This window comes from Micromonospora sp. IBHARD003 (assembly GCF_056106285.1).
Window position 1 is genome coordinate 370,997 of sequence record NZ_JBWBBX010000001.1, and the last position, 25,577, is coordinate 396,573.

Consider the following 25,577-nt stretch of genomic DNA (forward strand, 5'->3'; position numbering starts at 1 on the left):
AGGACATGCCGCCGACGTGGCACATCCGAAATGCCGGATCGTATGCCCGAGGTCGTTCACGAGGGAAATGGAATTTCCATCGAAGAATTCACCACATCCGAATAGGGATGGTCTACGACACGTGCCGGTTTCTGCGATTACCACCACAAGAGCCGGAAATAGCGAGAAGTGAAGTCCATGTCTTCGGCCTTTGTGCCGGACCGTCTCGGCCGGGCCCCAGGGCTCGGCCTCGCTGGTCGGGTCGGGCAGGGAGTGGGACGCTTGGGGTAGGGAAGCGGGCCGAGGAGACTCGGGAGGGCCGATGGGACGAGATGTCCCGGCGCTGGTGTTCACCCGTGATGACCGCCGCCGATACCGGAACAAGATGCAGCAATGCCTGGACGCGTTCGCGCAGATGCTGCGCGAAGAGCGCTTCGAGGCCGAGCGGCCCCAGGTGGGACTCGAGATCGAGCTGAACCTGGTGGACGGGGCCGCCGAGCCGACGATGCGGAATACCGACGTGCTCGGGGCGATCGCGGATCCCGCCTGGTCGAGCGAGCTGGGGCGGTTCAACCTGGAGATCAACATTCCTCCGCGGGAGCTGACCGCGGGTGGCCCGGACTCCTGGGAGAAGGAGATCAGGGACGCCCTGAACCATGCCGAGGAACGGGCCGCGGCCGTGGGCGCCCATCTGGTCATGGTGGGGATACTGCCGACGCTGCGGCAGGGGGACGTGGGTGAGGCAGCACTGTCGGAGAATCCGCGCTACCACCTCCTCAACGAGCAGGTGTTCGCGGCGCGGGGTGAGGATCTGCGGATCTCCGTCGACGGCGTGGACCGGCTGCGGACGTACGCCGACACGATCACGCCCGAGGCGGCCTGCACCAGCACCCAGTTCCATCTCCAGGTGGCCCCCGACGAGTTCGCGGGCTACTGGAACGCGGCGCAGGCGATCGCGGGAGTACAGGTGGCACTGGCGGCGAACTCCCCCTTCCTGTTCGGCAAGGAGCTGTGGCGTGAGACCCGCATCCCCCTGTTCGAGCAGGCCACCGACACCCGACCCGAGGAGATCAAGGTCCAGGGAGTGCGCCCCAGGGTGTGGTTCGGCGAGCGGTGGATCACCAGTGTCTTCGACCTCTTCGAGGAGAACGTGCGCTACTTCCCCGCGCTGCTGCCGCTGTGCGAGGACGAGGACCCGCTGGAGACACTGGACCGGGGAGACACCCCCGAGCTGGGCGAGCTCACGCTGCACAACGGCACGATCTACCGCTGGAACCGTCCGGTCTACGCCGTCGCCCGCGGCCGACCCCATCTGCGGGTGGAGAACCGGGTGCTGCCCGCCGGTCCCACCGTCGCCGACGTACTGGCGAACGGAGCCTTCTACTACGGGCTGACCCGCGCACTCGTCGAGGAGGAGCGGCCGGTGTGGTCGAGGATGTCCTTCTCGGCGGCCGAGGACAATCTGCACGCCGCCGCGCGGCACGGGATCGACGCACGGCTGTACTGGCCAGGGACGGGAGAAGTGCCGGTGGCCGAGCTCGTGCTGCGGCGGCTCCTGCCGTTGGCGCACCGGGGCCTGGAGCTCTCGGGTATGGACACGGCATGGCGGGAGCCGCTGCTCGGTGTCATCGAGCAGCGGTGTGTGAACGCCCGCAACGGTGCCGTGTGGCAGGCCGAGATGTTCCATCACATCGCCGACACCAGCCATGTCGACCACCATGAGGCGCTCCGGCTGATGACCCAGCAGTACATCGACTACATGCACCTCAACGCCCCGGCGCACACCTGGCCGGTGGATTAGGTCGAGGGATTCCCGGTAGCGCACCGGACACGGCTCAGGCTGCGGAAGGGATCACCCGGGGAAGAGCGATGTCCCCGTCCACACCACCACGAGCCATCCGCCGACGAACGCGAGGGCGGCCGCGAGCGCGAGGCCGACCGCGCCGAGCGGCAACCTCTCCGGCTGCGCCGACGCCGGCGGTTCGACCGGGCAGCACTTCGAGCAGTGTGATTCAGCCATGTGCCCGAGGATGCAGGGGGCCGCGAGGTCGCCGGTACGCACGAACCGGACAACTTCCGAAGGCCGCGTCGAACGGCCCCGGCGTCACCCGCCGGTGGCCTACGATCACCGCTTGGCGGCAGCTCGTCCCACCGCCCCGCGCCCAGGGAGGCCACCATGTCCAGGTCCGACCGCTGCCATCGCACCCGGCGCGTGCCGCGCTTACTTCCGGCGGGTGCCGCCATGGCCGGGCTGCTGCTCTCGGGCTGTTCGTCCGGGGGCGAGGGTCCGGGACAGGCGGCCGGCGGTGTGCCGGTGGTGGAGAAGGGGAAGCTGACCACCTGCACCCATCTGCCGTATCCGCCCTTCCAGTTCGAGCAGAACGGCAAGGTCGTCGGCTTCGATGTGGCCCTCGTCGACCTGGTGGCGAAACATCTGAAGGTCGAGCAGAAGATCCTCGACACACCGTTCGAGAACTTCAAGACGGGCGCCTTCCTCAATTCGGGAGAGTGCGACCTCGCGGCGGCCGGCATGACGATCACCGACGAGCGCAAGAAGAACGTGGACTTCTCCGTCCCGTACTTCGACGCCACGCAGGCGCTGCTGGCGACGAGGAAGAGCGGCGTGGCCTCGCTCGCCGATGTGAAGGCGAAGAAGGCGAAGCTCGGCGCGCAGGCGGAGACGACCGGCGAGAGCCACGCCGCCTCACAGGGCTTCGACCCGGTGGCGTTCGAGAGCTCCGACGCGGTACTGAACGGGCTGCGCACCGGCCAGGTCGACGCCGTCGTGATCGACTACCCCGTCGTTCAGGGCTGGCTGAAGGACAAGGCCAACGCCGAGGCATTCGTGCTCGGCCAGAACATCCAGACGGGTGAGCAGTACGGGATCTCCGTGAAGAAGGGCAACTCCAAGCTGTTGGCAGCGGTCAACGAGGCGATCGGGAAGGCCAGGGCGGACGGCACGTACGACGCGTTGTACAAGCAGTGGATCGGGCCGCTGCCCACGGGCCGGCCATGACGTCCCGGCTGACCAGGCGGCAGCGCCGCCGGGTCTCGCACGCGTCGCAGTACGCGCTCTTCGTCGCCGCGGTCGTGGCCGTCGCGGTGACCGCCGACTGGGAACGGCTGCGAAACCAGTTCGCACAGCAGGATCTCGCGGGCGAGCTCTTCCCTGACATCATCACCATCGCCCTGCGCAACACGGTCGTGTACACCGTGTCCGGGTTCCTGTTCGGCTTGCTGCTCGGAATGGTCATCGCCCTGATGCGGCTTTCGTCGGTGGCGCCGTACCGCTGGGTGGCGAGCGTCTACATCGAGCTCTTCCGGGGGCTGCCGGCCCTGCTGATCTTCATCTTCGTGGGCGTGGCGGTTCCGCTTGCGTTTCCCGGCACGGAGATCCCCGGAGGGGTGTACGGGAAGGTCGCACTGGGCCTGGGGCTGGTCGCGGCCGCGTACATGGCGGAGACCATCAGGGCGGGGATCCAGGCCGTGCCGAAGGGGCAGATGGAGGCGGCACGCTCGCTCGGGTTCTCGTACCCGCGTGCCATGGCATCGGTGGTCGTTCCGCAGGCCTTGCGGATCGTGATCCCGCCGCTGACCAATGAACTGGTCCTGCTGTTCAAGGACTCGTCGCTGGTGCTGTTCCTCGGGGTGACACTGAACGAGCGGGAGCTGACCAAATTCGGCAGGGATCTGGCCAGCCAGTCCGCCAACTCCACTCCGATCCTGGTCGCCGGGCTCTGCTATCTCCTGGTCACGATTCCGCTGAGCCTGGTCGTACGCCGGCTGGAGGCCCGGGCGGGGAAGGCAGGGTGACGGCGGTATGAGGCGCAAGGCACAGCAGGTGCGGGACCGGGCGGGCTCCGGTGGTCCGGAGATCGGGATCCGGGGGCTGCACAAGTCGTTCGGCGGTGACGAGGTACTCAGGGGCATCGACCTGGATGTCGGCCGGGGTGAGGTGGTCTGCGTCATCGGGCCGTCGGGTTCGGGCAAGTCCACACTGCTGCGGTGTGTGAACCTGCTGGAGGAGCCCACACGGGGTCAGGTCTTCGTGGGCGGCACCGAGGTCACCGACCCCGATGTCGACATCGACGCCGTACGCAGGCGCATCGGCATGGTGTTCCAGCAGTTCAATCTCTTCCCGCATGTGACGGTGGCCGAGAACCTGACGCTGCCGCAGCGGCGCGTGCTGAAGCGGGACAGGGCCCGGGCTCTGGCGGTGGCCCGGGAAAACCTCGAGCGGGTGGGGCTCGCCGACAAGGCAGACGCCTATCCCGCACAGTTGTCGGGCGGACAGCAGCAGCGGGTCGCGATCGCGCGGGCGCTGGTGATGGATCCTGAGGTGATGCTCTTCGACGAGCCGACCTCGGCGCTCGACCCCGAGCTGGTGGGCGAGGTGCTGGCGGTGATGCGGGGACTCGCGGCAGAGGGCATGACGATGATGGTCGTCACCCATGAGATGGGCTTCGCCCGCGAGGTCGCGGACCGGGTGGTGTTCATGGACGACGGGATGATCGTCGAGCAGGGGCCGGCCGGGCAGGTCGTGGGCCGTCCCCAGCATGAACGCACGCGGAACTTCCTGACCCGGATCCTCGATCCGGCGGCTGCCGGTGAGCCCGATGGTGCACCCGGCCACGGAAAGGGCGAGGACCTCGGCGGGAAGGCGCACGGGTCCTGACGGGCGCCGTCGCTCCCGAGTGCCGCCCCGCTCCCCCGGACCACGTGGCGCCGTCCCGTGCCGTTCGTGCCCGGTGTACGGCCCCTCGCGGGCCGGGCTCCGTCCGACGGTCCAGGACCGCCGAGGATGCCGGTCGCTGCCCGGCGGGGGCAGCGACCGGCGCCTTCACGCGAACACCTGGGTGAGCCGGTCGCGCCAGGCGCTCTCGGTCTCGTCCGCGACGGCGTCGGGGGCGAAGTCGTGGACGCTCACACCGACGGGCGCGCCGAAGTGGTTGCGGCCGAAGACCCGGTGGAGCGCCTGGTCGGTGCGCAGACCGATGTCGGGGCTTGCATCGACCTCGAACTCGCGGGCGATCTCGAATTCCTTTGACATGGGGGCTCCTCAGGCGTGCTCGGGCGAGCGGTCGGGGGGTCCGGGGTTCCCGGACCGGCCGGAATCGTCCTTGACAGTGGGGTGGAGTGCGACGACGACGCGGTGCTCACGGCCGCCCGGGGCATGCTCGTCGTGGTATTTGGCGACGAGCGCGCTGACGCCTCGGGTCAGCTCCTCCACGAACGCGGCGCGGTCGGCCGCGGAGGCGAAGCGCACCTCGCCGTCGAGCGCGTACGTCGCGAGGCGCTTGCGGGCCTTCGCTGCACCGGTGATCAGCGTGCCGACGTCGCGGACCAGACGGGCCGCGACGGCGAGCAGCCAGCGGGCGGAGAGCTGGTCACGGAAGCGCGCCGGGTCCGGCTGGACGGCGGCCAGGGCGAGTGGCGAGATGACGTACGAGGCGGCGGTGGCGCGCATCAGCCGCTCGGTGACATTGCCCTTGCGGCGCTCGCCGGCAAGCTCGACGAGCCCGTGCCGCTCCAGGGCCTTCAGGTGGTAGTTCACCTTCTGGCGGGGCAGTCCGACGCGCGCGGCCAGCATCGCCGCCGACGCGGGGCCGGCCGCGAGCTCGGCGAGCAGCCGAGCCCGCATCGGGTCCAGCGAAACCGCCGCGGCCGACGGGTCCTCGATCACGGTCACATCCAGCATGCCTCCCACCCTCTCACCGACAATTTTTTTTGTCCAGACTCATTTCCCTGTCGGTTGACGGGGGGCGATCCTTCGCACCGACGGCTCGAGCACGGGCCCTGCGGACCGACGGCTGAGGTGCCCCACAGTTCGACGACGTGGACGTGCGAGGACGGCCCCACTGGCTGGATGACGTGCGTAGGGCATGACCGCTCGCAGACGAACGGGCACGATCCGGGCGTGAGGACGGTCCGGATCGGGCAACTTCGGGCACAACCGCTCCGCCGGACCGGTCCCTACCTGCGGTTACACCGCCACAAGCGGGCACGAACGGGCGCAGCGGAGGCTGCAAAGAGCCTGGTGAGACAGATGTGGTGCTTGTAAAAAATGACGCATCGGCCCGAACGGGCACAGTGCATCAGAGCATGCGAACAGCAGGGATGAGTGCAGTGGACACCGAGCAGCGTCGCCGGGGCATTCTCGAAGCCGCCCGAAAGGAAGGGGCGGTCGACGTCAATGGGCTGGCGGCCCTGTTCAACGTGGCCAAGGAGACCATCCGACGAGATCTCCACGCGCTCGAGGAGCACGGTCTCGTGCGGCGCACCCACGGCGGTGCGTATCCGGTGGAGAGTGCCGGGTTCGAGACCACACTCGCGTACCGCACCACCCGGCACGTGCCGCAGAAGGCCCGGATAGCGGCGGCGGCGGCCGAACTGGTCGGTGACGCGGAGACCATCTTCATCGACGAGGGCTTCACTCCCCAGCTGGTGGCGGAGGCACTGCCGCGCGACCGGCGCCTGACGGTCGTGACCGCGTCCCTCGCCGTCGCGTCAGGGCTGGCGAGCGCCGAGCAGGCCTCGGTCCTGCTCCTGGGCGGCCGGGTTCGCGGCGGCACCATGGCGACCGTGGACCACTGGGCCACGCGGATGCTCGCGGGGCTCGTCATCGACCTGGCCTTCGTGGGCGCGAACGGCATCTCCCGGGAGTACGGCCTGACCACCCCCGATCCGGCCGTCGGCGAGGTCAAGGCGCAGGCGATACGCAGCGCGCGGCGACGGGTGTTCCTCGGCGTCCACACCAAGTTCGGAGCGGTCAGCTTCTGCAGATTCGCCGAGGTGGGCGATTTTGAAGCGATCGTCACCGACGCCGGGCTGACCTCCTCGGAGGCACAGCGCTACTCGCTCCTCGGCCCGCAGGTCGTCCGCGCCTGACCCGTCGGCACGGCCACCCCCGCCACGCGTACAGTCCACTGTCCGGATTGGTCAGCCAAACCAACCGGCTCGGCACCGGCGCCGGCACACACAGCAGACAGGTTCGTCCGATTTATCCGTTCGTGCCTGGAATAGATCTCCCCCAACAACAGAAACCAAGGAGAGACTCATGGCTCTGACCAGACGGAATTCCGCCATACCCGTCCGGCTCGGCGCTCTCGCCGTCGCAGGGGCGCTCCTCGCCGGCTGCTCCGGTGCCGGTGGCAGCGGTGGCTCCGCGGAGGACAAGGACACCGTCAATGTGCTGATGGTGAACAACCCGCCCATGGTGCAGCTGCAGAAACTGGCCGCCGAGCACTTCACGAAGAAGACCGGGATCAAGGTCAACTTCACGGTGCTTCCGGAGAACGAGGTCCGCGACAAGATCAGCCAGGACTTCTCCAACCAGGCCGGTCAGTACGACATCGCCACCATCAGCAACTACGAGGTGCCGTTCTACGCCAAGAACGGCTGGCTGCACCCGCTGGACGAGTACGTCGGCAAGGACAAGGCCTTCAACCAGGACGACGTCCTCAAGCCGCTCTCCGACTCGCTCAGGGCCGCCGACGGCAAGCTCTACGCCGAGCCGTTCTACGGCGAGTCGTCCTTCCTCATGTACCGCAAGGACGTGTTCGAGGCCAAGGGCCTGACGATGCCGGCGAAGCCGACCTGGCAGCAGGTCGCCGACCTCGCGGCCAAGGCCGACGGGGCGCAGCCGGGCATGAAGGGCATCTGTCTGCGCGGGCTGCCCGGCTGGGGCGAGGTGATGGCACCGCTGACGACCGTCGTCAACACCATGGGCGGCACGTGGTTCACGAAGGACTGGAAGGCCCAGCTCGACTCGCCGGAGTTCACGAAGGCCACCGAGTTCTACGTCAAGCTCCTGCGCGAGCACGGCCAGGCGGGCGCGGCGCAGTCCGGCTACGCCGAGTGCCTCAACAACATGACGCAGGGCAAGACGGCGATGTGGTACGACGCCACGGCGGGTGCCGGTTCGCTCGAGGCCAAGAACTCCCCGGTCAAGGGCAAGATGGGATACGTGCCGGCGCCGGTGGAGAAGACCCAGAGCTCCGGCTGGCTCTACACCTGGGCGTTCGGCATGCAGAAGGCGTCCAAGAAGAGCGACAGCGCGTGGAAGTTCATCTCCTGGGCGTCGAGCAAGGAGTACGAGGAGCTGGTCGGCAAGCAGATCGGCTGGGCCGACGTGCCGGCGGGCAAGCGCAGCTCGACGTACGCCAACCCGGAGTACAAGAAGGAGGCCGCGGCGTTCGCCGAGGTCACCAAGGCGGCCATCGGCGCGGCCAACCCGGTCAACCCCGGGGTGCAGCCGCGTCCCGCCGCCGGTATCCAGTTCGTCGGCATTCCCGAGTTCACCGATCTGGGGACCAAGGTGTCGCAGGAGATCAGCGGCGCGATCGCGGGCCGCAAGTCGGTGGCTGAAGCGCTGAAGGCATCGCAGGCCCTCGCCGAGAAGGTCGCAGAGGAGTACAGGTGACGACCACGTCCGCCGGGGCTGCGCGGAAGGTGACGTCCGCGCGCCCCACGGCCGCAAAGGGCAACGGGGGTGGCCTGCGTGCCTGGGCCACCCGCGCGCCCCTGCTGCCCGCCCTGATCTTTCTGATCGCGGTCACCCAGCTGCCGTTCGTGGCGACCCTGGCGATCTCGCTGTTCGACTGGAACTCGTACAATCCGGACGCCCGTCGCTTCGCCGGACTGTCCAACTACATGACGGTGGTCACGGACTCGGCACTGCAGGAGTCCCTGCTCACGACGGTGCTGCTCACCGCCAGCGTGGTGATCGTGAGCGTGCTGCTCGGGCTGGGGTTCGCGCTGCTGCTGGACCGGGCGTTCGTCGGCCGTGGCGTCGTACGCACCCTGCTGATCACGCCGTTCCTGCTGGTGCCGGTCTCTGCCGCGCTGCTGTGGAAGCACGTGCTCTACAACCCGGAGTACGGTCTGCTCAACGGCGGCTGGGCCTGGCTGGCGGGACTGTTCGGTGACACGGATCCGGCGCAGCCGGACTGGATCTCGGGCATGCCGCTGATCGCGGTCGAGGCAGCGCTGGTGTGGCAGTGGACGCCGTTCATGATGCTGATCCTGCTCGCCGGGCTGCAGAGCCGGCCCGGCGAGCAGATCGAGGCAGCGCGTCTGGACGGCGCGAACGCCTGGCAGATATTCAGGTATCTGACGCTGCCGCATCTGCGCCGGTACCTCGAGCTCGGCACACTGCTCGGCTCGATCTACATCGTGCAGAACTTCGACGCCGTGTTCACGATCACCTCCGGGGGCCTCGGCACCGCCAACCTCCCGTACACGATCTACCAGACCTTCTACAAGGCCCATGAGTACGGGCTCGCGTCCGCGGCGGGCGTGGTCGTCGTGATCGGCACGATGGTGCTGGCGACGTTCGCACTGCGCGTGGTCTCGTCCCTGTTCCGAGAGGAGGCGAGCCGCGCATGACGACCGCCATCGACACCTCGGTGCCCGCCAGGGGCACCGATGCGATCGCCCGGCGTGAACGGCGTCGCTCCGCCGCGCTGGGGCTGCTGGCCTGGATCGTGGCACTCGGGTTCTGTCTGCCGGCCGCGTGGATGCTGCTGACGTCCTTCCACGCGGAGCAGGACGCGGCCTCGAATCCGCCCGCGCTCGCCGCGTCGCTCACCCTGGAGAGCTATCAGGCGTTCTTCGACCGCGGAGGCGACGGCCCGTGGCCACCGCTGATCAACTCGGCGATGGCGGCGGTGCTCTCCACGCTGCTGGTGCTGGTGCTCGCACTGCCCGCCGCATACGCGCTGTCGATCCGGCGGGTGCGCAAGTGGACGGACGTGATGTTCTTCTTCCTGTCCACGAAGATGCTGCCGGTCGTCGCCGGACTGCTGCCGATCTATCTGTTCGCGAAGAACGTGGGGATGCTGGACAACATCTGGCTCCTGATCCTGCTCTACACGTCGATGAATCTGCCGATCGCCGTCTGGATGATGCAGTCGTTCCTCGCCGATGTGCCGGTCTCCATCATCGAGGCGGCGCGCGTGGACGGCGCACGGCTGCCGACGGTGCTGCTGCGGGTGGTGGCGCCGATCGCGGGTCCCGGGATCGCCGCGACCGCGCTGATCTGCTTCATCTTCAGCTGGAACGAGCTGCTGTTCGCCGGGGTGCTCACCGGCGTCGTCGCCCAGACCGCACCCGTGTTCCTCACCGGATTCGTCACCAGCGAGGGGCTGTTCCTGGCCCAGCTGTGTGCCGCGTCCATCGTCGTGTCCCTGCCGGTTCTGGCCGCCGGCTACGCCGCCCAGGACAAACTGGTCCAGGGCCTGTCCCTTGGAGCTGTCAAATGAGGGCCGCGATCGTCGAAGCCCCGGGCAAGGTGTCCGTCACGACCGTCCCCGACCCCACTCCCGGGCGCCGGGAGGTCGTGGTGGAGGTGGCCTCGTGCGGGCTCTGCGGCACCGATCTGCACATCCTCCAGGGCGAGTTCGCCCCGACCCTGCCCATCGTCCCGGGCCATGAGTTCGCCGGCACGGTCGTCGCGGTGGGACAGGACGTGACGGAGCTGCGCACGGGCGACCGGGTCGCGGTCGACCCGTCGCTGCCCTGTCACGAGTGCCGGTACTGCCGCGCAGGCCGCGAGAACCTGTGCGACCACTACGCGGCCATCGGGGTCACGGTGTCCGGTGGCGCCGCCGAGTTCGCGGTGGCGCCGGTGTCGAACTGCGTACCGCTGCCCGAGCACATCGATGTGCGGGACGCGGCGCTGATCGAGCCCCTGTCCTGTGCGGTCCGGGGGTACGACGTGCTCAGCGGCACCCTCGGCGCGCAGGTGCTGATCTACGGGTCCGGCACGATGGGGCTCATGATGCTGGAGCTCGCCAAGCGCACCGGAGCCGTGGGCGTCGACGTCCTGGACGTCAACCCCGAGCGCCTCGCCACGGCGAAGCTGCTGGGCTGCTCGGACACCGCCGCGTCGGCGGACGCCCTCGACCGGGCGGGCGAAGGCTGGGACGTCGTGATCGACGCGACCGGGAACGCGGCCGCGATCCAGGACGGTCTGGGACGGGTCGCCAAGGGCGGGACGTTCCTGCAGTTCGGGGTGAGCGACTACGCGACGAGGGCGGTCATCGAGCCGTACCGCATCTACAACCAGGAGATCACCATCACCGGTTCGATGGCGGTGCTGCACAGCTTCGAAAGGGCCGCTGCGTTGTTCGCGTCAGGGGTGCTCGACCCGCAGGTGTTCATCAGCGACCGGCTGCCGCTGGAGCGGTATCCGGAGGCGATCGCCCAGTTCCAGGCGGGGAAGGGCCGCAAGATCGTGGTGCAGCCGTGAACGGAGGTCGGGTCCTGGTCCTCGGCGAGGCGCTGATCGATCTGGTGCCGGCCGGCGAGGGCCGTGCGCAGGAGGCGGAGCTGAGGCGTGCCCAGCCGGGCGGCGGACCGGCCAATGTCGCCGTGGACTTGGCACGGCTGGGGACGCCTACGGCCTTCGCGGGCGGACTCGGCGACGACGGCTTCGCCCGGACCGTGGAGGTCTGGCTGCGCTCGGCGGGCGTCGACACCGGGCCGTGCTCGCGCTCGGCCCTGCCCACGGCGCTGGCCGTTGCCGATCCGGGTCCGGAGGGCAACAGCTACCACTTCCATCTCAGGGACACCGCCACCTTCGCGCTCCCCCAGGTGACGGCTGACGACGTGGCCCGCTTCGGCGCCGTCTACGCCGGTGGACTGGCCGCTGTGACGGACCCGTCGGCCGGGGCCGTCGCGGCGGCTGCCGGGGAGGCTGCGGCGCACGGGCTGCTCGTGGTCGACCCCAATGTGCGGGGCGGGGCCCCCGACACCCTGGAGCTGCTGCGCCGGCTGTGCTCCCAGGCCCATGTGGTGAAGGCGAGCGACGAGGACCTGGGCCTGCTGTGGCCGGGGGACGAGCCGGAAGTGACGGCCCGGTCCCTGGCGGACGGCGGACGGCTCACCGTCATGACGCGCGGGGCGCACGGCGCTTCGGCTTTCCTGCCGTCGGGCGAGACCGTGTCGGCGCCCGCCGTCGCGGTGGACGTGGTCAACACGATCGGCGCCGGCGATGCCTTCATGGCCGGCACCCTCGCCTGGCTGGGCGCCGCCGGACTGCTGCACCGCGGCGGTCCCCAAGGGATCGGCGTACAGCAGGCCCTGGCGATGCTGGAGTGCGCCGCCGAAGTGGCCGCGGCGGTGTGCGCGCACAGCGGCGGCTCCGTACCCGACGGCCTGCGCCCGCCGGTCGCTCTGGAGCCGCCCACCGGGTGACAGCACGGGCGCACGTGCGGCCGGGCCCGACCCGGGCACAGGACGGAACCGACGCGCGCCCCGGCCCCTACGGCCGGGGCGCGCGTCGGCGCGCCTGTCGTCCACGGGACCGGCCGCGCGTCGCCGCCGGTGACGGCGGCCCCCGTCGCCCCTCCGGCTCCACGTCGTGCAGAGTGGTCGTGCACATGCTGGGCTGGGAGCAACACCGCCGGGGAGACCGGTGGTTGACACTTCGGGGAGGCACACCATGACCGCTGGATCCGCTGTTCCCGGACGGGACACGGTCGATCGGGACGGCCCGGTCCCGTCCGCCGCACCAGGCACGGCCGCGACCGTCGTACCCGGGCCGCGACGCCTGCCGGGGCTGGGGAACCTACCGGCGTTCGCACGCGATCCGCTGGGTTTCTTCGTCAGGCTCCGGGGCTGCGGGGATCTCGTGGAGTGGCGGCTCGGGCCGCAACGCGCGTTATTCGTGTCGCGTCCGGAGCACATCGGTGAGTTGCTGACCGGCATCGAGACGGTCTTCCGCCATCCGGAACTGGGCTGGGCGTTCACCCTGGTCCTCGGGGACGGCGTGGTCACATCGGAGGGCGCTGCCTGGCGACGCAAGCGTGCGCTGGTCCAGCCCGCGGTCCGGCCGCGCCAGGTCCGTACGTACGCGGCCACGATGGCGGCGTGCGCGGCCGAGGTGGCCGCGGGATGGCGGCCGGGGCAGGAGATCGACGTACGCCGGGAGATGCTGGCGCTCACCCAGCGCATCGCCGTACGGACGCTGTTCGGCGCCGACACCGCCGGGCGGGAGGACGTGATCGGAGCCGCCATGGACGTGGCGCAGCAGGCGATCGGCGACGAGTTCCGCGGCCTTACCCTGTTCCTGCCGCCATGGGTCCCGACGCCCGGCCGGCGCAGACTGCGCCGGGCGGTCGAGGTGATCGACGCCGAGGTGAGCCGGGTGACCGGGGAGCGGCGGCGCAGCGGCGAGGAGCGGGACGACCTGCTGAGCCGGCTGCTGGCCGCGCGGGACGAGCAGGGTCTGCCGCTGTCCGACAAAGAGGTCCGCGACGAGGCGGTGACCCTTTACATCGGCGGGCACGAGACGACGGGAACGACACTGACCTGGGCCTGGTATCTGCTGTCGCGCAATCCCCGCGCCCGGGCACGGCTCGGTGAGGAACTGGAGCGGGTCCTCGGCGGCCGCACTCCGGAGTACGACGATCTGCGGCGGCTCCCGTACACCGAGCAGGTGGTGAAGGAGACCCTGCGGTTGTACCCCCCGGTGTGGCTGATGACGGGCATCGCGAAAGAGGGTTCGACGCTCGGCGGCCTACCGGTCCCGGAAGGGACCGTGGTGTGGTCCAGCCAGTGGAGTGCCCACCGCGATCCGCGCTGGTTCCCCGAGCCGGAGGCCTTCCTGCCGGAGCGGTGGGAGCCGGACGGCGGGCCCATGGCCCCGGATCACGCCTGGTTCCCGTTCGGCGGGGGCGCACGGGCGTGTCTGGGGGCGCGTTTCGCCATGGTGGAAGCGGTCCTGGTACTGGCCGCGCTGGCGCAGCGGTTCCACGTCGACACGGGGCAGGCCAAGGTGGCGCCGAAGACGGGCCTGACGCTGCAGCCGGGCGGTGCGGTGCGCGCTGTCCTCCGGTGCGCCGGCCCGGAGGGGACTACGGTGGAGCAATGACCGAACGCGAAGCGGAACGCCGGGCGGGACATGGCGAGGGGCGCGGTCCGGACGAGGTGGACGTCAGCCCCACCGACTGGGTGGCCAAACAGGCCCGGTTGTACGAGGAGTCGGACGGCACGAGGGGAACGACCATCCACGGTGCGCCCTGTCTGCTCCTCGACTACAGGGGCCGGAAGTCGGGCGTCTGGCGCCGTACCGTCCTCATCTACGGGCGCGACGGGAACGACTTTCTGGTGGTGGGTTCCAACGGAGGTTCCCCGAGGCATCCGCTCTGGTACCTGAACCTGCGGGACGAGCCGCAGGTATGGCTGCGCGTCGGCGCGGAGCGGTTCGCGGCGCGGGCCGAGACGCTGTCGGCGCCGGAGAAAGCGCGCGTATGGCCGGACCTGGTCAGGGTGTTCGGTCCGTACGCGGGCTACCAGCAGCGCACGGACCGGGATATTCCGGTGGTGCGGCTGACACGGACCGAGACGTAGGGCGGGCTGTTCACGCTACGGCAGCGGCTCACCGCTGGCCGTAGACATATGCCAGAAGCACCACCGTATCGAGTGTTGCCAAATCCCTTACGCGCCCTTGCTCCCTGTGCAACAGTCGTAACCGGTGCTTCTCTCAGACCTGGCCGTGACGCGCCCGTATCGGAGTACGACATGCCGTCCCATCTGTTCGCGGACCGTTCCGCCCAGCCACCCGGGCGCGACACGGTGGACGCCTTGATCTCGCAGACCCGTCGGTTGCGCGGTGATGTGGACGCGGTGCGCAGGGATGCCATGGTGGATGACGACGATCTCCAGGGACGCTGGCAGCGGGCGCTGTGCGATCTGGCGGTCCACCAACTCGACGACCTCGGTACCCACTTGGACCAGCTGAAGGAAGGGTTACCGGAGACGCATCCGGCCACGGCCGGCCCCGTACAGCCGGAGGCCGGTCTTCCCTCCTTCGATGCCGTCGGGTACGGGGGGCTTCCGCCGGGCGCCGGGTCGCTGCTCAGCAGGGTCGGCAGCGCGGAGTGGAATCTGCTGACGGACGAGGTCAGTTGGTCGGAAGAGCTCTATCAGATCTTCGGACGGCCGGTGGAGAGCGGCCCGATGTCCCTGGACGAGCTGCCGTCGATGGTGTTCGCCGAGGACCAGGCGCTGCTCACCGCGATGGTGACGGACTGTCTGATCGACGGGAAGCCCATGGACGGGGAGTTCCGGATCGTCAGGCCCGACGGCCGGGTCCGTACGCTGCACATGATGGGCGAGCCGGTCCTCGACGTGGACGGCTGTACGGCATCCATGTGGGCGGTCTTACGGGATGTCAGCGAGCTGCGCAGGACCCAGCGCGCGGTGCGCGAGTCCCGTGACTCGCTGGCACGGAAACAGCATGTGGACCACACGGAGCGCCGGATCGCCGCGGAGCTGCAGGAGGCCGTCCTGCCGTCCTGGCAGGGTTCTCCCCGCTCTCTTCCCGGTGAGGGTCTCGCCGGCCTCGATGTGGCGGGGTGCTGTCTCACGGCGGGAAGCGGTGCCCTGATCGGCGCCAACTGGTTCGACGCGACCGAACTCGGCCGCGGCAGTGTGGTGTTCAGCGTCGGCGATGTCACGGGCAGCGGTGTGACCACCACATCGACGATGGCGATGCTGCTCGGGGCGCTGCGCGGCATGGCCGTGGCGGGAGTTCGTCCCGGTGCACTCCTGGGACATCTCAACCAGCTGCTGGACTCCTCCGCCCAGCCGGCGCTGTGCGGTGCGCTGTGCTGCCACTACGACGCGGTGACGAGGACGCTTCAATGGGCGCAGGCGGGACACCCCGCCCCACTGCTGTTCCGTGACGGGACGGGGCGTGCGCTGACACCGCCGGAGGGAATGCTGCTCGGGGCGACGCCCGGTGCGGTGTACGAGCAGGCCGAAATGCAGCTGCTCCCCGGTGATCTGCTGGTGTTCCACACGGACGGACTGACCCGGAGCGCCGACGCGCGCGATGAGTCGGGACGGGACCGCCTCTTCGCTCTCGCCCCGCGCTTCGCCTTGGCCGCCGACGCCCAGGAGTGCCTGCGGACGATCGTCGAGGAGTTCGGCGAGAGCGAGCGTGAGGACGACGCCTGTGTGATGGTCGCCAGGTTCCACCAGCGCGACACACAGGCGGGTTGACCGGTCGGCGGGACGGATCGCACGTCCGTCGATCGGGCGTCGGAGATTCGTCGGATGGTCGTGTCGATGGGTTTCCAGGTCTCGGTGGGGAGCCGGCTCGTCGGGCCGGGGCCGCTCAAGGGTCGTGGTGAAGCGGCGGCTCGTGCTCAACAGGGCGTGGCCGCAACGCTTGATGCTCCATACGCAGCCAGGCACGTGGTACGCGGCCGAAGCACAATGTCATCGAGCGGGTGTCATGCGACGGGGGATGCCACACCCACGCGTCGGTCGCCGCTCAGATCTTCGCAGCTCGTGTGCGCCTTGACGGGCTGTTGGGCAGAGCGAGCTGGATCTCCTCACGGAGATCCTCGATCTTGGCGTATCCGGCGTACTGCCCGGTGAGCCGGTACATCTCACGCAGCCGGTCCCAGGTGCGGTGCGAAGAGGTCTCCCCCATCGACACCAGTGCGAGCCGGGCGTAGCGGTCGGCCTGCTCGGGGTCGTCGGCGATGAAACAGGCCGATGCCAGGGAGATGTAGTCGAAGATCTTGGAGCGCTGGCGCCCGCCCTCCCTCAGCTCGAGTGCCTGCCTGGCGTGGCGCTGTGCGGTGCCTGCGGCCGCGGGTTCGTGCTCGGCGAGGGTGCGGTAGGCGAGGGCCTGCATACCGTGCAGGTCGGCCTCGTCGAAAAGCTGCATCCAGCTGGGCGGTGGCACATCCCCCTTGTCGGCCACGAAGAGCTCCTCGGCCTCTCCGAGGGTGCGGCGCATGGCCTGCCCGCGTCCCATGGAGGCCTGGGCCCATGCCTCGATGGTGAGCAGCATCGCGTGGGTCCGAGGGAGGATCTCCTCGCCCGAGCCGGACTTGGCGAGTTTCATGAGGTCCAGGGCGTCGTCCGGGCGGCCCAGATGCACCATCTGGCGGGCGGCACGGGACAGGGCCTCTCCCGCGCGGGGGCGGTCACCGCCCTCGCGGGCCGCGTGCGCGGCGATGACGAAGTACTTCTGCGCGGTGGGTTCGAGGCCGACGTCGTGGGACATCCAACCCGCGAGTACGGCGAGGTTGGCGGCGACGCCCCACAGGCGCCGCTGGAGATGGTCGGGGTGGTGGTAGGCGAGCATGCCGCCCACCTCGTTGAGCTGGCCCACGACGGCCTTGCGCTGGAGACCGCCGCCGCGCGCGGCGTCCCAGGCGCGGAACACTTCGACGGAGCGCTCCAGTGCCTCGATCTCCTGCGACCCGATGGGGGCGGCCTCGTAACGGTCGAACCCAGCGGGGTCGGCGTGCAGGGGACGGGCGGAGGAGCCGGCCCCCGAAGGGGAGCCGGTGCGGGCGCTTGCGGGGTCGGTGTGGAGCCAGTCGTGCATGGCGGTGCTGATTGCGGAGCCTGCGGCGAGCGCGGCACCCGCGCCTACCAAGCCGCGTCGGTTGAGCATGAGGTCCATTCCCGTGAATTCGGTGAGGACCGCCGCCGTACGTTCGGGTGCCCAGGGCATGCCGTCGGGGTTCTGCGTGGTGCTTGCGTCCCGCCGTTTGCCCGTGCGCTTTTGCCGTACGAAACCGAGGTCCTCGATGGTCACGACACGGCCGAGTCGCTCGGTGAACAGAGCCGCCAGCACTCTGGGCACGGGATCGCGCGGGGTCTCCCCCATGTCGATCCAACGCCGCACCCGCGAGGTGTCGGTCGCCAGCTGCGGATGGCCGATGGCCGCCGCGTGCCGGTTCACGAGCCGCGCGAGTTCGCCCTTGGACCAGCCGGCGAGGCCGAACAGGTCGGACAGGCGGGTGTTGGGTTCTCCGGTCACGTCAAGCCCCCAGGTTCTCGGCTGAGTTGACAGTAACCCCCTGTCAGATGCGCCGCGACTATTCGCCAGGGTTCGCCAGGGTGCGCCAGATGGTGTGCCACCCGCGCCCGGGTGTCAGGTAGGAACGCGCCACCCCGCCCCGGCAGCCCTCGCGCATTCCCCAGGGTGCCGAAGGCTTCCGGGGCAGGGCCGCGCACGCGACTTGTCGGCACACGAAGGGATCTGTCTCGCCCATGTACACAGCATCGTCCTCCGTGTCCGCCCCGCCCCGGCCGCAGACGTCCGTCCCGGCCGGAGGCAGGCCGTTCCTCGACTCCTCCCCCGCCGTACGGACCCGGCGCTGGCCGGCAGCCGTCGGCCAACCGCTCAGCGGGAGAATCGACTTGTCGGGCCCCCAGGGCGCGCAGCTGCGCATGGCCATCGCGTCGGTGCACCGCATCTGCCCGGAGTTCAATCCGGTGCAGGTGCTGCGGAGGAGCGGGCGTTCGGTCCTCCTCGTCGGCAGCACCGGGCGGGCCACGGCGGTCGCCAAGTGTTTACTCGACCAGTCCCCGGTGTGGGCGGAGCGGTTCCGTCACGAAATAGGTGCATACCGTGCGTTCGTCCGGCACCGCCCGCCGGTGCGGGTGCCGCGCCTCATCGCCGCGGATCCGGACAACTGCACGCTTGTGATCGAGCGCATGGCGGGCCGCCCCGCCGCGCTCGTACGCCACCCGTCGGAGGCGCCGCCACGCGCGGACGTCCGTGCGGTGCTCGGTGCGATCGCACGGCTCAACTCCTGGCGGCCGCCGGCCGGTCTGTTCGACGCGCCGCTCGACTACGCCTCCCGTATCGCCCACTATCACGAGCTCGGGCTGTTCACCGACCGTGATCTGGGCGATCTGCAGAAGCTGCTGCACGGTCTCGCCCATGCGAGCGGGCGCCACGGCGTGGGCCAGTTCTGTCACGGCGACGCGTTGCTGTCGAACATCCTGGTGGCACCGACCGGCCCGGTGCTCGTCGACTGGGAGCACGCGGGCTGGTATCTGCCCGGGTACGACCTGGCGACGCTGTGGGCGGTCATGGGCGATGCCCCGCTGGCCCGGCGGCAGATCAGCCAGTTGGCTCAGCAGTCAGGACCCGCGGCGCGCGACGCCTTCCTGGTGAATCTGATGCTGGTGCTGACCCGTGAGATCCGCACCTACGAGACGGCTGTGCAGCGGACGATGCGGGAGTCGGATCCGGCCAGGACCGTGCCGATGCAGCCCGGGGGAATGACGGCCGGGGAGGAGCAGCGGCTGCTGTTGCGGCGGCTGCACGACGACTGCGCGCTGGCACGGCGGGCCGTGCGCGCTGCGGTCGGCACTCGCTGACCGTCGACGAGGGGGAAGAGCGCTGCGTGTCCGGTGCCGACACACGGGACGCGCAGCGCTCTGTTGGCTGTGGCCGCATGCCCGCGCGGTGTGGTCCCGGGGGCGCACCTTTAGCCGTTAGCCGTCGGCCGTTGCGGCGGCCAACTCCTGGAGCGCTTCCAGGCGTTCCCGGGACTGCTGATCGGCGGGGACGTAGGTCAGCATGCGAGCGCCTCTCTCCGGACCGAGCCACAGATCCGTGTGGTCGAGCGTGAGCAGCCCCACGTAGGGGTTGTTGATCTGGTTGCGCCTGCTGTGCGAGTTCACCACCTCATGGCGCTCCCATGCCTCACAGAACTCCGGTGACTCCGCTTGCAGTCGCTTCAGCAGCACCTTCCAGGTCGGCTCCGCGAGATGCTCTGCCATCGCGGCACGGAACTTGGCCGCCATGGTCCGCGCGGTCTCCTCCAGGAGCACGACGGATGAACGCCACTGCTCGTTGATGTGGATCAGGAGCAGGCAGTTCCGGTCCTCCGGAGGCAACGCGTCCAGGTCGCAGAGCAGCCGCCCATAGGTGCGGTTGTACGCGAGGATGTCGTAGCGGCCGTTCTGGATACAGGCCGGGATCGGCTCGAGTTGGTGCAGCAGATCGCGCAGCGCCGGGGTGACGGACGGGCACAGCGTACGGGGCGCGGGGTCGATCGCACCCGCGAGCTGGAACAGATGAGCGCGCTCCGTGGTGTCCAGCAGCAGGGTACGCGCCAGTGAGTCGAGCACCTGTGCCGAGACCTGGATGTCCCGGGCCTGCTCCAGCCAGGTGTACCAGGTGATGCCCACGGCGGACAGCTGCGCGACCTCCTCGCGGCGCAGCCCCGGCGTGCGCCTGCGACGGCCCCGCTCCAAGCCCACCCGCTCGGGACTGATCCTCTCGCGCCGACTGCGCAGAAACGCGCCGAGCTCCTGCCGCCGGATCTCCGACGCCTTCGCGGGGTCCACGGCCCGGGCGCCGGTCCGTCGTCCGGGCGGCGCTTCCACCGGTTCCGGCGCCTTCGTGCGATGTGCCATCGAGCTCATGCTCCCAGCGTGCCGGACCCCCAAGCCTGTTTCCAGATGCTCCCGCTACCAGGATCAACAGGTCCTGATACCAGGCTGAGTCGAAGCGCAGGCTCGTCCCCGTAACATGCCGGGTCGGCACGGGCTGCTCGCGTCAGCCTGGGCCCGAGCCGGATCCATCGGCGCCGTCACGATGGGGATCGGGCGATGTCAGCGGCCCAGTGCGCGCCGCAGTTCGTCCTTGTTCATCGACGAGCGTCCCTCGATGTTCTTCTTCTTGGCCTCTGCGTAGAGCTGGTCCTTCGTCGGGCCCTGTGCGCCCCGGTGGGAGCGTTCGCCGCCGCGCTCGTAGGCGGACTTGGGGTCCCGGAGGGAGGTCTTGCTCGCCGTGTCCGCCTCACCCGAGCGTGCCCGCTGCTTGTTCACCGTGCGCGCGGCGATCTCCTTGGCACGGGATGCGGAGGCTCCGCGCTCCTGAGCGCTCTCCTTGATGTGCTCGTACTGGCGTTCCCGTTTGCGACTCGATCCTGCAGGCATGGCGTGCTCCTTCGAGCAACGGTTCTGTGCTCTCCTGGGGCTCCGAGCTCTCCGGGATTACTGAGCTCCCAAGGGTTCCGAGCCCCTCTTGGGGAGGGGTACCCCATGTACCCGTTTCCATCCTCCGGGGCCGCCTTGCCTCCTCCGGAAAATAGATCGCCGCGGCGGCTGCCGGGCTCGCTGAGCTGGTGCGGGGTGAGACGGCTGCCATCCTCGGGGAGCGCCTCGCCGTCCGGCTCCCGGATCTCCTCGATCTGCGTGGGGCGCGCCGGGCACTGCGGGGCACGCGAAGGCCCCGTCGGGTCAGACCGTCCTGTGGACGAGCGTCGCCAGGCGGTCGCCACGCCCGCGCCGGTCAACTCGATCCCGTCCACGCCCCAATGGTCCACTCCGGTGAAGCACACCAGGCCATCGCGCCACCAGGGCCGCTTCGTTGACGACACCCTCGCCATCCGCTACCCCTGTGGGCGACCCGACTTGCTTTCCCGTGCCCGTCGTCATCTCTGGAGGCCGCCTTGCGAGGACGCGGATCCGCCCATGTACGGCCGAGAGGTTTCCTCATCCGCATGTTCGTCGCAGCGGGACTGCTGCTGCCCGGGGTCTCGGCCGGTCCACCGGCCGTCGCCCGGCAGTCCGGTGCCGGGCCCGGGCCCGGCACCCTGCAGCGTGAATTCGCCGCCGCTGCCGCCGAGTACGGCGTACCGGAGCCGGTACTGCTCGCCGTTTCCTACCTCCAGTCGCGGTGGGACGGGCACAACGGCGCGCCGAGCGTCACCGGCGGGTACGGACCGATGCACCTCACGGATGCCCGGACGGCGCTGGCCGGGGCGCCCCACCATGCCTCCGGGCCGGAAGACCCTCGGGGCGACGACTCGCGCCCGGCGAGAAGCGAGGCAGCACGTGCCGCCGAGCCGCCTCGCTCAGCGCTGCCACCACGGCTGCGGACACTGGAGCGGGCCGCCTCACTGACGGGCATCCCCGCGCGGATCCTTCGTACCAGCCCTGCCGCGAACATCCGAGGGGGCGCCGCCCTGCTCGCCGACGCCCAGCGAAGGCTCGGCCGGACGAGTGCGGACCCCGCCGACTGGTACGGGGCGGTCGCCCGCTTCTCGGGCGCGGAGGACACGGCGACGGCGACGGTCTACGCCGACGAGGTCTACGCCGTCATCCGGTCCGGGCAGCACCGCACGACCGACAGCGGGGAACTCGTCTCGCTGCCCGCCTCCCCCGCCGTCACGCCCGACACCGAGCCGGTCGCGGAACTCGGACTGCGCCCCGCCGCCCCGGGGCCCACGGAATGTCCCCCGACGGTGGCCTGCGAGTGGATCCCCGCACCGTACGAGGAGTTCGGTGAGGGCGACTACGGCAACCATGACAAGGCGAACCGGCCGCTGTCGCAGTCCATCCGGTTCATCGTCGTCCATGACACCGAGGCGAGCTGGGAGACCACGCTCCGGCTGGTGCAGGACCCGACGTATGTGTCCTGGCAGTACACCCTGCGCTCCTCCGACGGGCACATCGCACAGCACCTGCGGCTCAAGGACGTCGGCTGGCACGCCGGGAACTGGTTCGTCAACACCAGGTCCGTTGGCCTGGAGCACGAGGGCTTCCTCACCGCCCCGGACGCCTGGTACACGGAGGCGATGTACCGTGCGTCGGCCCGTCTGGTGCGGTACCTGGCGCGGCGCTACGGCATTCCGCTGGACCGGCAGCACATCATCGGCCACGACAACGTTCCGGGCACGGTGCCGTCGAGCATCCCCGGGATGCACACCGATCCCGGCCCGTACTGGGACTGGGCGCACTACTTCACCCTGCTCGGGCGGCCGTTCGTGCCGACCGGCGGCCCTGGCGCGGCCGTGGTGACGATCCGTCCGGACTATCCATGGCACCGGCCGCTCTACACGGGCTGTGTGAAGCCCGGTGAGCCGTGTGCGGCGCACGGTTCCGGCGCGGTCCGGCTGCACACGGCGCCGGACGCCGCCGCCCCGCTGGTGAAGGACATCGGGCTGCGGCCGGACGGCGGGGATTCCACGACCGGGGTGAACGACACCGGTGCGAGGGCCTCGACGGGACAGCAGTACGCCGTCGCCGGTCGGCACGGCGACTGGACGGCGGTCTGGTATCTGGGGCAGAAGGCGTGGTTCCACAATCCGCGCGTCCGGCCGGCGGCGGTGGGCGCGCGGGCTGCGGTGGTCACCGCCCGGGACGGCTTGGCCCAGGTGCCGGTGTACGGGCGGGCCTATCCGGAGGCGTCCGCGTATCCGGCGGGAGTGCCGGTGCAGGCCGTGACACCGCTGCCGTACACGCTGCCCGCGGGCCAGAGGTATGTGCTCGGCGAGCGGACACCCGGCGAGTACTACTACGCGCCCACCTTCGACACGCGTGGGCACACCGTCGTACGCGGCAAGGAGATGTACTACGAGATCCAGTTCGGACACCGTGTGGCGTTCGTGAAGGCGTCGGATGTGCGGGTGCTGACGGTGTAGCAGTGTTCGCGGGCTGTGCTGCGGTTTCATCCGGACGGGTGATCATCGCCGTCGCGTGGGCCGGATGGGCGACGGGTAGGCCTGGCCCGTACGCGACCGGTCCGCGCGGCGCATGCGCGGACGCTCACCGAAAGGCCGGGCACGCATGGCACAGCCCTTCGTACTGCCGGATTTCTACGTTCCGTATCCGGCCCGACTCAATCCCCATGTCGACGCGGCGCGGGAGCACACCCGGGCATGGGCGCGCCGGATGGGCATGCTGGAGGGGTCGGGGGTCTGGGAGCAGGAAGATCTCGACGCGCACGACTATGCGCTGCTGTGCGGCTATACCCACCCGGACTGCTCGGCCGAGGCATTGTCGCTGGTGACGGACTGGTACGTGTGGGTGTTCTTCTTCGACGACCACTTCCTCGAGGTGTTCAAACGCACCGGCGACCTGGCGGGCGGCAAGGCCTATCTGGACCGGCTGCCGGCGTTCATGCCGCTCGACCCGGCGCAGGCCACGCCCGAGCCCACGAACCAGGTGGAGGCGGGTCTCGCCGATCTGTGGGCGCGTACGGTGCCGAGCATGTCGCCCTCCTGGCGAGCCCGGTTCGCGCTGGCGACCGAGCATCTGCTCAACGAGTCGATCTGGGAGCTCGACAACATCAACGAGGGGCGGGTCGCGAACCCGGTCGAGTACGTCGAGATGCGCCGCAAGGTGGGCGGCGCACCGTGGTCGGCGGGACTGGTCGAGTACGCGGCGGGCGCCGAGGTGCCCGCGCAGGTGGCGGGTTCCAGGCCGCTGCGGGTGCTGACCGAGACGTTCGCCGATGCCGTCCATCTGCGCAACGACCTGTTCTCCTACCAGCGTGAGGTGGAGGACGAGGGCGAGCTCAGCAACGGTGTGCTGGTGCTGGAGACGTTCCTGGGGTGCACGACGCAGGAGGCGGCCGAAGCCGTCAACGACCTGCTGACGTCACGGCTGCAACAGTTCGAGAACACGGCACTGACCGAAATCCCCGCGCTCTGCGTCGAGTTCGGTCTCGATCCCGCCGAATGCGCGGCGATCGCGGCGTACACGAAGGGCCTGCAGGACTGGCAGTCCGGCGGTCATGAGTGGCACATGCGCTCGAGCCGCTATATGAACAAGGGTGCGCGGACCGGCCCGTCGTTGTTCGACGGAGTGCTCGGCACCTCGGCCCTCGACATCGGCACGCTGTTCGGACGCCCGGCGGCGGCCCGGCTGCGCAGCCTCACCCATGCGCCTCACCGGCGGACCGGACCGTCGCTGCTTCCCGATTTCGATCTTCCGTTCCCGCTGACGCTCAGTCCGCACCTGGACGACGCCCGTGCGAAGTCCCTCGCGTGGGCGGGGCGGATGGGTCTGCTGGACGACATCTGGGACGAGCCGATGCTCGCCGGATTCGACTTCGCTCTCTGCTCGGCCGGGCTCGATCCGGACGCCACGCCCGAGGAGCTGGAGCTCAGCGCGGAGTGGCTGGCCTGGGGGACATACGCCGACGACTACTACCCGCTGGTGTTCGGGCGTTCACGCAGGCTCGTCGACGCGAAGGCCTGCAATGAGGGGCTGATGGCCTGCATGCCCCTCGACGATCCGGCGGCGGGGGCGTCCGTGGCGGTGAGTCCGATGGAGCGGGGGCTCGCGGATCTGTGGGCGCGGACCGCGGGGCCGGTCGGCGCCGAGGCGCGGGCCGTACTGCGCCGGGCGATCGACGTGATGCTCGAGAGCTGGCTGTGGGAGCTCCACAACCAGGCGCAGCACCGGGTGCCCGATCCCGTCGACTACATCGAGATGCGCCGGCTGACGTTCGGCACCGATCTGACGATGCTGCTGTGCCGGCTGCGGCACGAGGACGAGCTGCCGCCTGAGGTGTACCGGAGCGGGACGGTGCGCGCTCTGGAGAACTCGGCGACGGACTACGCCACGCTGCTGAACGATCTGTTCTCCTACCAGAAGGAGGTCGAGGTCGAGGGCGAGGTGCACAACGCCGTCCTGGTGGTGCAGTCCTTCTTCGGCTGCGACTACCCGGCGGCCGTGCACATCACGGACGATCTGATGCGTTCCCGGCTGCGGCAGTTCCTGCATCTGAAGGAGCATGAACTCCCTCTGCTGTGCGAGGAGTTCGGGCTGGACGAGCGGGGCAGGACTGCGCTGGACGCCTATGTGCGTGAGCTCGAGGACTGGCTGGCCGGGATTCTGCACTGGCACCGCAATGTACGGCGGTACGCGGAGGAGGACCTGCCGCACGGCGCGGGCTCACCCCTGCGTACAGGCGGGCCGACGGCGGTCGGCATGTCCGCGGCCAGGGTCGTCGAGGGGCTGCGGCAGCAGGGCGGCGGGGTGCCGAGGGCAGCGGCCCACAGGGGACGGGCCCGGGTGTAGCCGGTACG

General features: G+C 69.9%; 22 protein-coding genes. 16 read left to right on the plus strand and 6 right to left on the minus strand.

The features are described 5' to 3' along the window. Nucleotides 1-301: 301 nt before the first annotated feature. Entirely contained in the window at nucleotides 302-1,780 is a 1,479-nt protein-coding gene (locus tag ACTWOL_RS01485) for a glutamate-cysteine ligase family protein (protein ID WP_474293452.1), read from the plus strand. Nucleotides 1,781-1,831: 51 nt separating this feature from the next. Here ACTWOL_RS01485 and ACTWOL_RS01490 read toward each other — a convergent pair whose 3' ends face one another. Next, nucleotides 1,832-1,999, minus strand: a complete 168-nt coding sequence (locus ACTWOL_RS01490) for a hypothetical protein (RefSeq protein WP_474293454.1) — start codon at nucleotides 1,997-1,999, stop codon at nucleotides 1,832-1,834. Nucleotides 2,000-2,155: 156 nt separating this feature from the next. Here ACTWOL_RS01490 and ACTWOL_RS01495 point away from each other — a divergent pair, with 156 nt between their 5' ends. Genes ACTWOL_RS01495 through ACTWOL_RS01505 form a run of 3 tightly spaced genes read left to right on the plus strand, consistent with a single transcriptional unit; the run spans nucleotide 2,156 to nucleotide 4,654 of the window. Beyond that, entirely contained in the window at nucleotides 2,156-2,995 is an 840-nt protein-coding gene (locus ACTWOL_RS01495) for an ABC transporter substrate-binding protein (protein ID WP_474293456.1), read from the plus strand. Beyond that, a complete protein-coding gene (locus ACTWOL_RS01500) occupies nucleotides 2,992-3,792 on the plus strand; it encodes an amino acid ABC transporter permease (RefSeq protein WP_474293458.1) in 801 nt (266 codons plus the stop codon). The genes ACTWOL_RS01495 and ACTWOL_RS01500 overlap by 4 nt, the downstream gene beginning before the upstream one ends. Before the next feature lie 7 nt (nucleotides 3,793-3,799). Beyond that, the gene (locus ACTWOL_RS01505) at nucleotides 3,800-4,654 is read left to right on the plus strand and encodes an amino acid ABC transporter ATP-binding protein (protein WP_474293460.1); all 855 of its coding nucleotides are present in this window, start codon (nucleotides 3,800-3,802) and stop codon (nucleotides 4,652-4,654) included. 165 nt (nucleotides 4,655-4,819) lie between these two features. Here the strand turns inward: ACTWOL_RS01505 and ACTWOL_RS01510 are convergent, their stop codons facing one another. After that, nucleotides 4,820-5,029 carry a hypothetical protein gene (locus tag ACTWOL_RS01510; protein WP_474293462.1) on the minus strand — a complete coding sequence of 70 codons (210 nt, stop codon included), beginning with the start codon at nucleotides 5,027-5,029 and terminating at the stop codon, nucleotides 4,820-4,822. Nucleotides 5,030-5,038: 9 nt separating this feature from the next. Further along, nucleotides 5,039-5,677 carry an ArsR/SmtB family transcription factor gene (locus ACTWOL_RS01515; protein WP_474293464.1) on the minus strand — a complete coding sequence of 213 codons (639 nt, stop codon included), beginning with the start codon at nucleotides 5,675-5,677 and terminating at the stop codon, nucleotides 5,039-5,041. Nucleotides 5,678-6,105: 428 nt separating this feature from the next. Between ACTWOL_RS01515 and ACTWOL_RS01520 the strand changes: the two genes are divergently transcribed. The 9 genes from ACTWOL_RS01520 (at nucleotide 6,106) to ACTWOL_RS01560 (ending at nucleotide 15,990) form a co-directional block, all read left to right on the plus strand. After that, nucleotides 6,106-6,867, plus strand: a complete 762-nt coding sequence (locus ACTWOL_RS01520) for a DeoR/GlpR family DNA-binding transcription regulator (RefSeq protein ID WP_474293467.1) — start codon at nucleotides 6,106-6,108, stop codon at nucleotides 6,865-6,867. A gap of 169 nt (nucleotides 6,868-7,036) precedes the next feature. Next, nucleotides 7,037-8,401 carry an ABC transporter substrate-binding protein gene (locus tag ACTWOL_RS01525; RefSeq protein WP_474293469.1) on the plus strand — a complete coding sequence of 455 codons (1,365 nt, stop codon included), beginning with the start codon at nucleotides 7,037-7,039 and terminating at the stop codon, nucleotides 8,399-8,401. Continuing rightward, on the plus strand, nucleotides 8,398-9,366 hold the full coding sequence (locus tag ACTWOL_RS01530; RefSeq protein WP_474293471.1) for a carbohydrate ABC transporter permease: 969 nt from the start codon (nucleotides 8,398-8,400) through the stop codon (nucleotides 9,364-9,366). Before ACTWOL_RS01525 ends, ACTWOL_RS01530 begins: the two co-directional genes overlap by 4 nt. Further along, complete coding sequence (locus ACTWOL_RS01535) at nucleotides 9,363-10,241, plus strand: carbohydrate ABC transporter permease (protein ID WP_474293473.1); 879 nt, start codon at nucleotides 9,363-9,365, stop codon at nucleotides 10,239-10,241. Before ACTWOL_RS01530 ends, ACTWOL_RS01535 begins: the two co-directional genes overlap by 4 nt. Beyond that, nucleotides 10,238-11,230: a zinc-dependent alcohol dehydrogenase family protein gene (locus ACTWOL_RS01540; protein WP_474293475.1), complete on the plus strand. Its 993-nt coding sequence runs from the start codon at nucleotides 10,238-10,240 to the stop codon at nucleotides 11,228-11,230. Before ACTWOL_RS01535 ends, ACTWOL_RS01540 begins: the two co-directional genes overlap by 4 nt. Beyond that, a complete protein-coding gene (locus ACTWOL_RS01545; RefSeq protein WP_474293477.1) occupies nucleotides 11,227-12,177 on the plus strand; it encodes a PfkB family carbohydrate kinase in 951 nt (316 codons plus the stop codon). Before ACTWOL_RS01540 ends, ACTWOL_RS01545 begins: the two co-directional genes overlap by 4 nt. A gap of 247 nt (nucleotides 12,178-12,424) precedes the next feature. After that, nucleotides 12,425-13,855 (plus strand): cytochrome P450, encoded by a 1,431-nt coding sequence (locus tag ACTWOL_RS01550; protein WP_474293479.1) that lies wholly within the window; start codon nucleotides 12,425-12,427, stop codon nucleotides 13,853-13,855. Next, nucleotides 13,852-14,334, plus strand: a complete 483-nt coding sequence (locus ACTWOL_RS01555) for a nitroreductase family deazaflavin-dependent oxidoreductase (RefSeq protein ID WP_474293480.1) — start codon at nucleotides 13,852-13,854, stop codon at nucleotides 14,332-14,334. The genes ACTWOL_RS01550 and ACTWOL_RS01555 overlap by 4 nt, the downstream gene beginning before the upstream one ends. 171 nt (nucleotides 14,335-14,505) lie before the next feature. Beyond that, entirely contained in the window at nucleotides 14,506-15,990 is a 1,485-nt protein-coding gene (locus ACTWOL_RS01560; protein WP_474293482.1) for a PP2C family protein-serine/threonine phosphatase, read from the plus strand. Between the two features lie 274 nt (nucleotides 15,991-16,264). On the opposite strand, the gene ACTWOL_RS01565 is transcribed toward ACTWOL_RS01560, so the two are convergent. After that, nucleotides 16,265-17,773: a DNA-binding protein NsdB gene (locus tag ACTWOL_RS01565; RefSeq protein WP_474293484.1), complete on the minus strand. Its 1,509-nt coding sequence runs from the start codon at nucleotides 17,771-17,773 to the stop codon at nucleotides 16,265-16,267. Nucleotides 17,774-18,006: 233 nt separating this feature from the next. Here ACTWOL_RS01565 and ACTWOL_RS01570 point away from each other — a divergent pair, with 233 nt between their 5' ends. After that, nucleotides 18,007-19,125: an aminoglycoside phosphotransferase family protein gene (locus ACTWOL_RS01570; protein ID WP_474293486.1), complete on the plus strand. Its 1,119-nt coding sequence runs from the start codon at nucleotides 18,007-18,009 to the stop codon at nucleotides 19,123-19,125. A 117-nt stretch (nucleotides 19,126-19,242) separates the two neighbouring features. Here ACTWOL_RS01570 and ACTWOL_RS01575 read toward each other — a convergent pair whose 3' ends face one another. Together ACTWOL_RS01575 and ACTWOL_RS01580 are read right to left on the minus strand one after the other, a co-directional pair. Beyond that, complete coding sequence (locus ACTWOL_RS01575; protein WP_474293488.1) at nucleotides 19,243-20,178, minus strand: helix-turn-helix transcriptional regulator; 936 nt, start codon at nucleotides 20,176-20,178, stop codon at nucleotides 19,243-19,245. Between the two features lie 189 nt (nucleotides 20,179-20,367). After that, the gene (locus tag ACTWOL_RS01580) at nucleotides 20,368-20,694 is read right to left on the minus strand and encodes a plasmid stabilization protein (RefSeq protein WP_474293490.1); all 327 of its coding nucleotides are present in this window, start codon (nucleotides 20,692-20,694) and stop codon (nucleotides 20,368-20,370) included. A 566-nt stretch (nucleotides 20,695-21,260) separates the two neighbouring features. On the opposite strand from ACTWOL_RS01580, the gene ACTWOL_RS01585 reads away from it, so the two are divergent. Both ACTWOL_RS01585 and ACTWOL_RS01590 read left to right on the plus strand, forming a co-directional pair. After that, nucleotides 21,261-23,183 carry an N-acetylmuramoyl-L-alanine amidase gene (locus ACTWOL_RS01585; protein ID WP_474293492.1) on the plus strand — a complete coding sequence of 641 codons (1,923 nt, stop codon included), beginning with the start codon at nucleotides 21,261-21,263 and terminating at the stop codon, nucleotides 23,181-23,183. Nucleotides 23,184-23,328: 145 nt separating this feature from the next. Then, a complete protein-coding gene (locus ACTWOL_RS01590; protein ID WP_474293494.1) occupies nucleotides 23,329-25,569 on the plus strand; it encodes a terpene synthase family protein in 2,241 nt (746 codons plus the stop codon). Nucleotides 25,570-25,577 lie beyond the last annotated feature (8 nt).

Coding starts and splice junctions, on each gene's coding strand:
- ACTWOL_RS01550 (WP_474293479.1), top strand. CDS start 12,425: ATGACCGCTGGATCCGCTGTTCCCGGACGGGACACGGTCGATCGGGAC.
- ACTWOL_RS01570 (WP_474293486.1), top strand. CDS start 18,007: ATGTACACAGCATCGTCCTCCGTGTCCGCCCCGCCCCGGCCGCAGACG.
- ACTWOL_RS01590 (WP_474293494.1), top strand. CDS start 23,329: ATGGCACAGCCCTTCGTACTGCCGGATTTCTACGTTCCGTATCCGGCC.
- ACTWOL_RS01515 (WP_474293464.1), bottom strand. CDS start 5,677: ATGCTGGATGTGACCGTGATCGAGGACCCGTCGGCCGCGGCGGTTTCG.
- ACTWOL_RS01535 (WP_474293473.1), top strand. CDS start 9,363: ATGACGACCGCCATCGACACCTCGGTGCCCGCCAGGGGCACCGATGCG.
- ACTWOL_RS01505 (WP_474293460.1), top strand. CDS start 3,800: ATGAGGCGCAAGGCACAGCAGGTGCGGGACCGGGCGGGCTCCGGTGGT.
- ACTWOL_RS01500 (WP_474293458.1), top strand. CDS start 2,992: ATGACGTCCCGGCTGACCAGGCGGCAGCGCCGCCGGGTCTCGCACGCG.
- ACTWOL_RS01585 (WP_474293492.1), top strand. CDS start 21,261: ATGTTCGTCGCAGCGGGACTGCTGCTGCCCGGGGTCTCGGCCGGTCCA.
- ACTWOL_RS01555 (WP_474293480.1), top strand. CDS start 13,852: ATGACCGAACGCGAAGCGGAACGCCGGGCGGGACATGGCGAGGGGCGC.
- ACTWOL_RS01495 (WP_474293456.1), top strand. CDS start 2,156: ATGTCCAGGTCCGACCGCTGCCATCGCACCCGGCGCGTGCCGCGCTTA.
- ACTWOL_RS01575 (WP_474293488.1), bottom strand. CDS start 20,178: ATGAGCTCGATGGCACATCGCACGAAGGCGCCGGAACCGGTGGAAGCG.
- ACTWOL_RS01580 (WP_474293490.1), bottom strand. CDS start 20,694: ATGCCTGCAGGATCGAGTCGCAAACGGGAACGCCAGTACGAGCACATC.
- ACTWOL_RS01485 (WP_474293452.1), top strand. CDS start 302: ATGGGACGAGATGTCCCGGCGCTGGTGTTCACCCGTGATGACCGCCGC.
- ACTWOL_RS01560 (WP_474293482.1), top strand. CDS start 14,506: ATGCCGTCCCATCTGTTCGCGGACCGTTCCGCCCAGCCACCCGGGCGC.
- ACTWOL_RS01490 (WP_474293454.1), bottom strand. CDS start 1,999: ATGGCTGAATCACACTGCTCGAAGTGCTGCCCGGTCGAACCGCCGGCG.
- ACTWOL_RS01510 (WP_474293462.1), bottom strand. CDS start 5,029: ATGTCAAAGGAATTCGAGATCGCCCGCGAGTTCGAGGTCGATGCAAGC.
- ACTWOL_RS01540 (WP_474293475.1), top strand. CDS start 10,238: ATGAGGGCCGCGATCGTCGAAGCCCCGGGCAAGGTGTCCGTCACGACC.
- ACTWOL_RS01525 (WP_474293469.1), top strand. CDS start 7,037: ATGGCTCTGACCAGACGGAATTCCGCCATACCCGTCCGGCTCGGCGCT.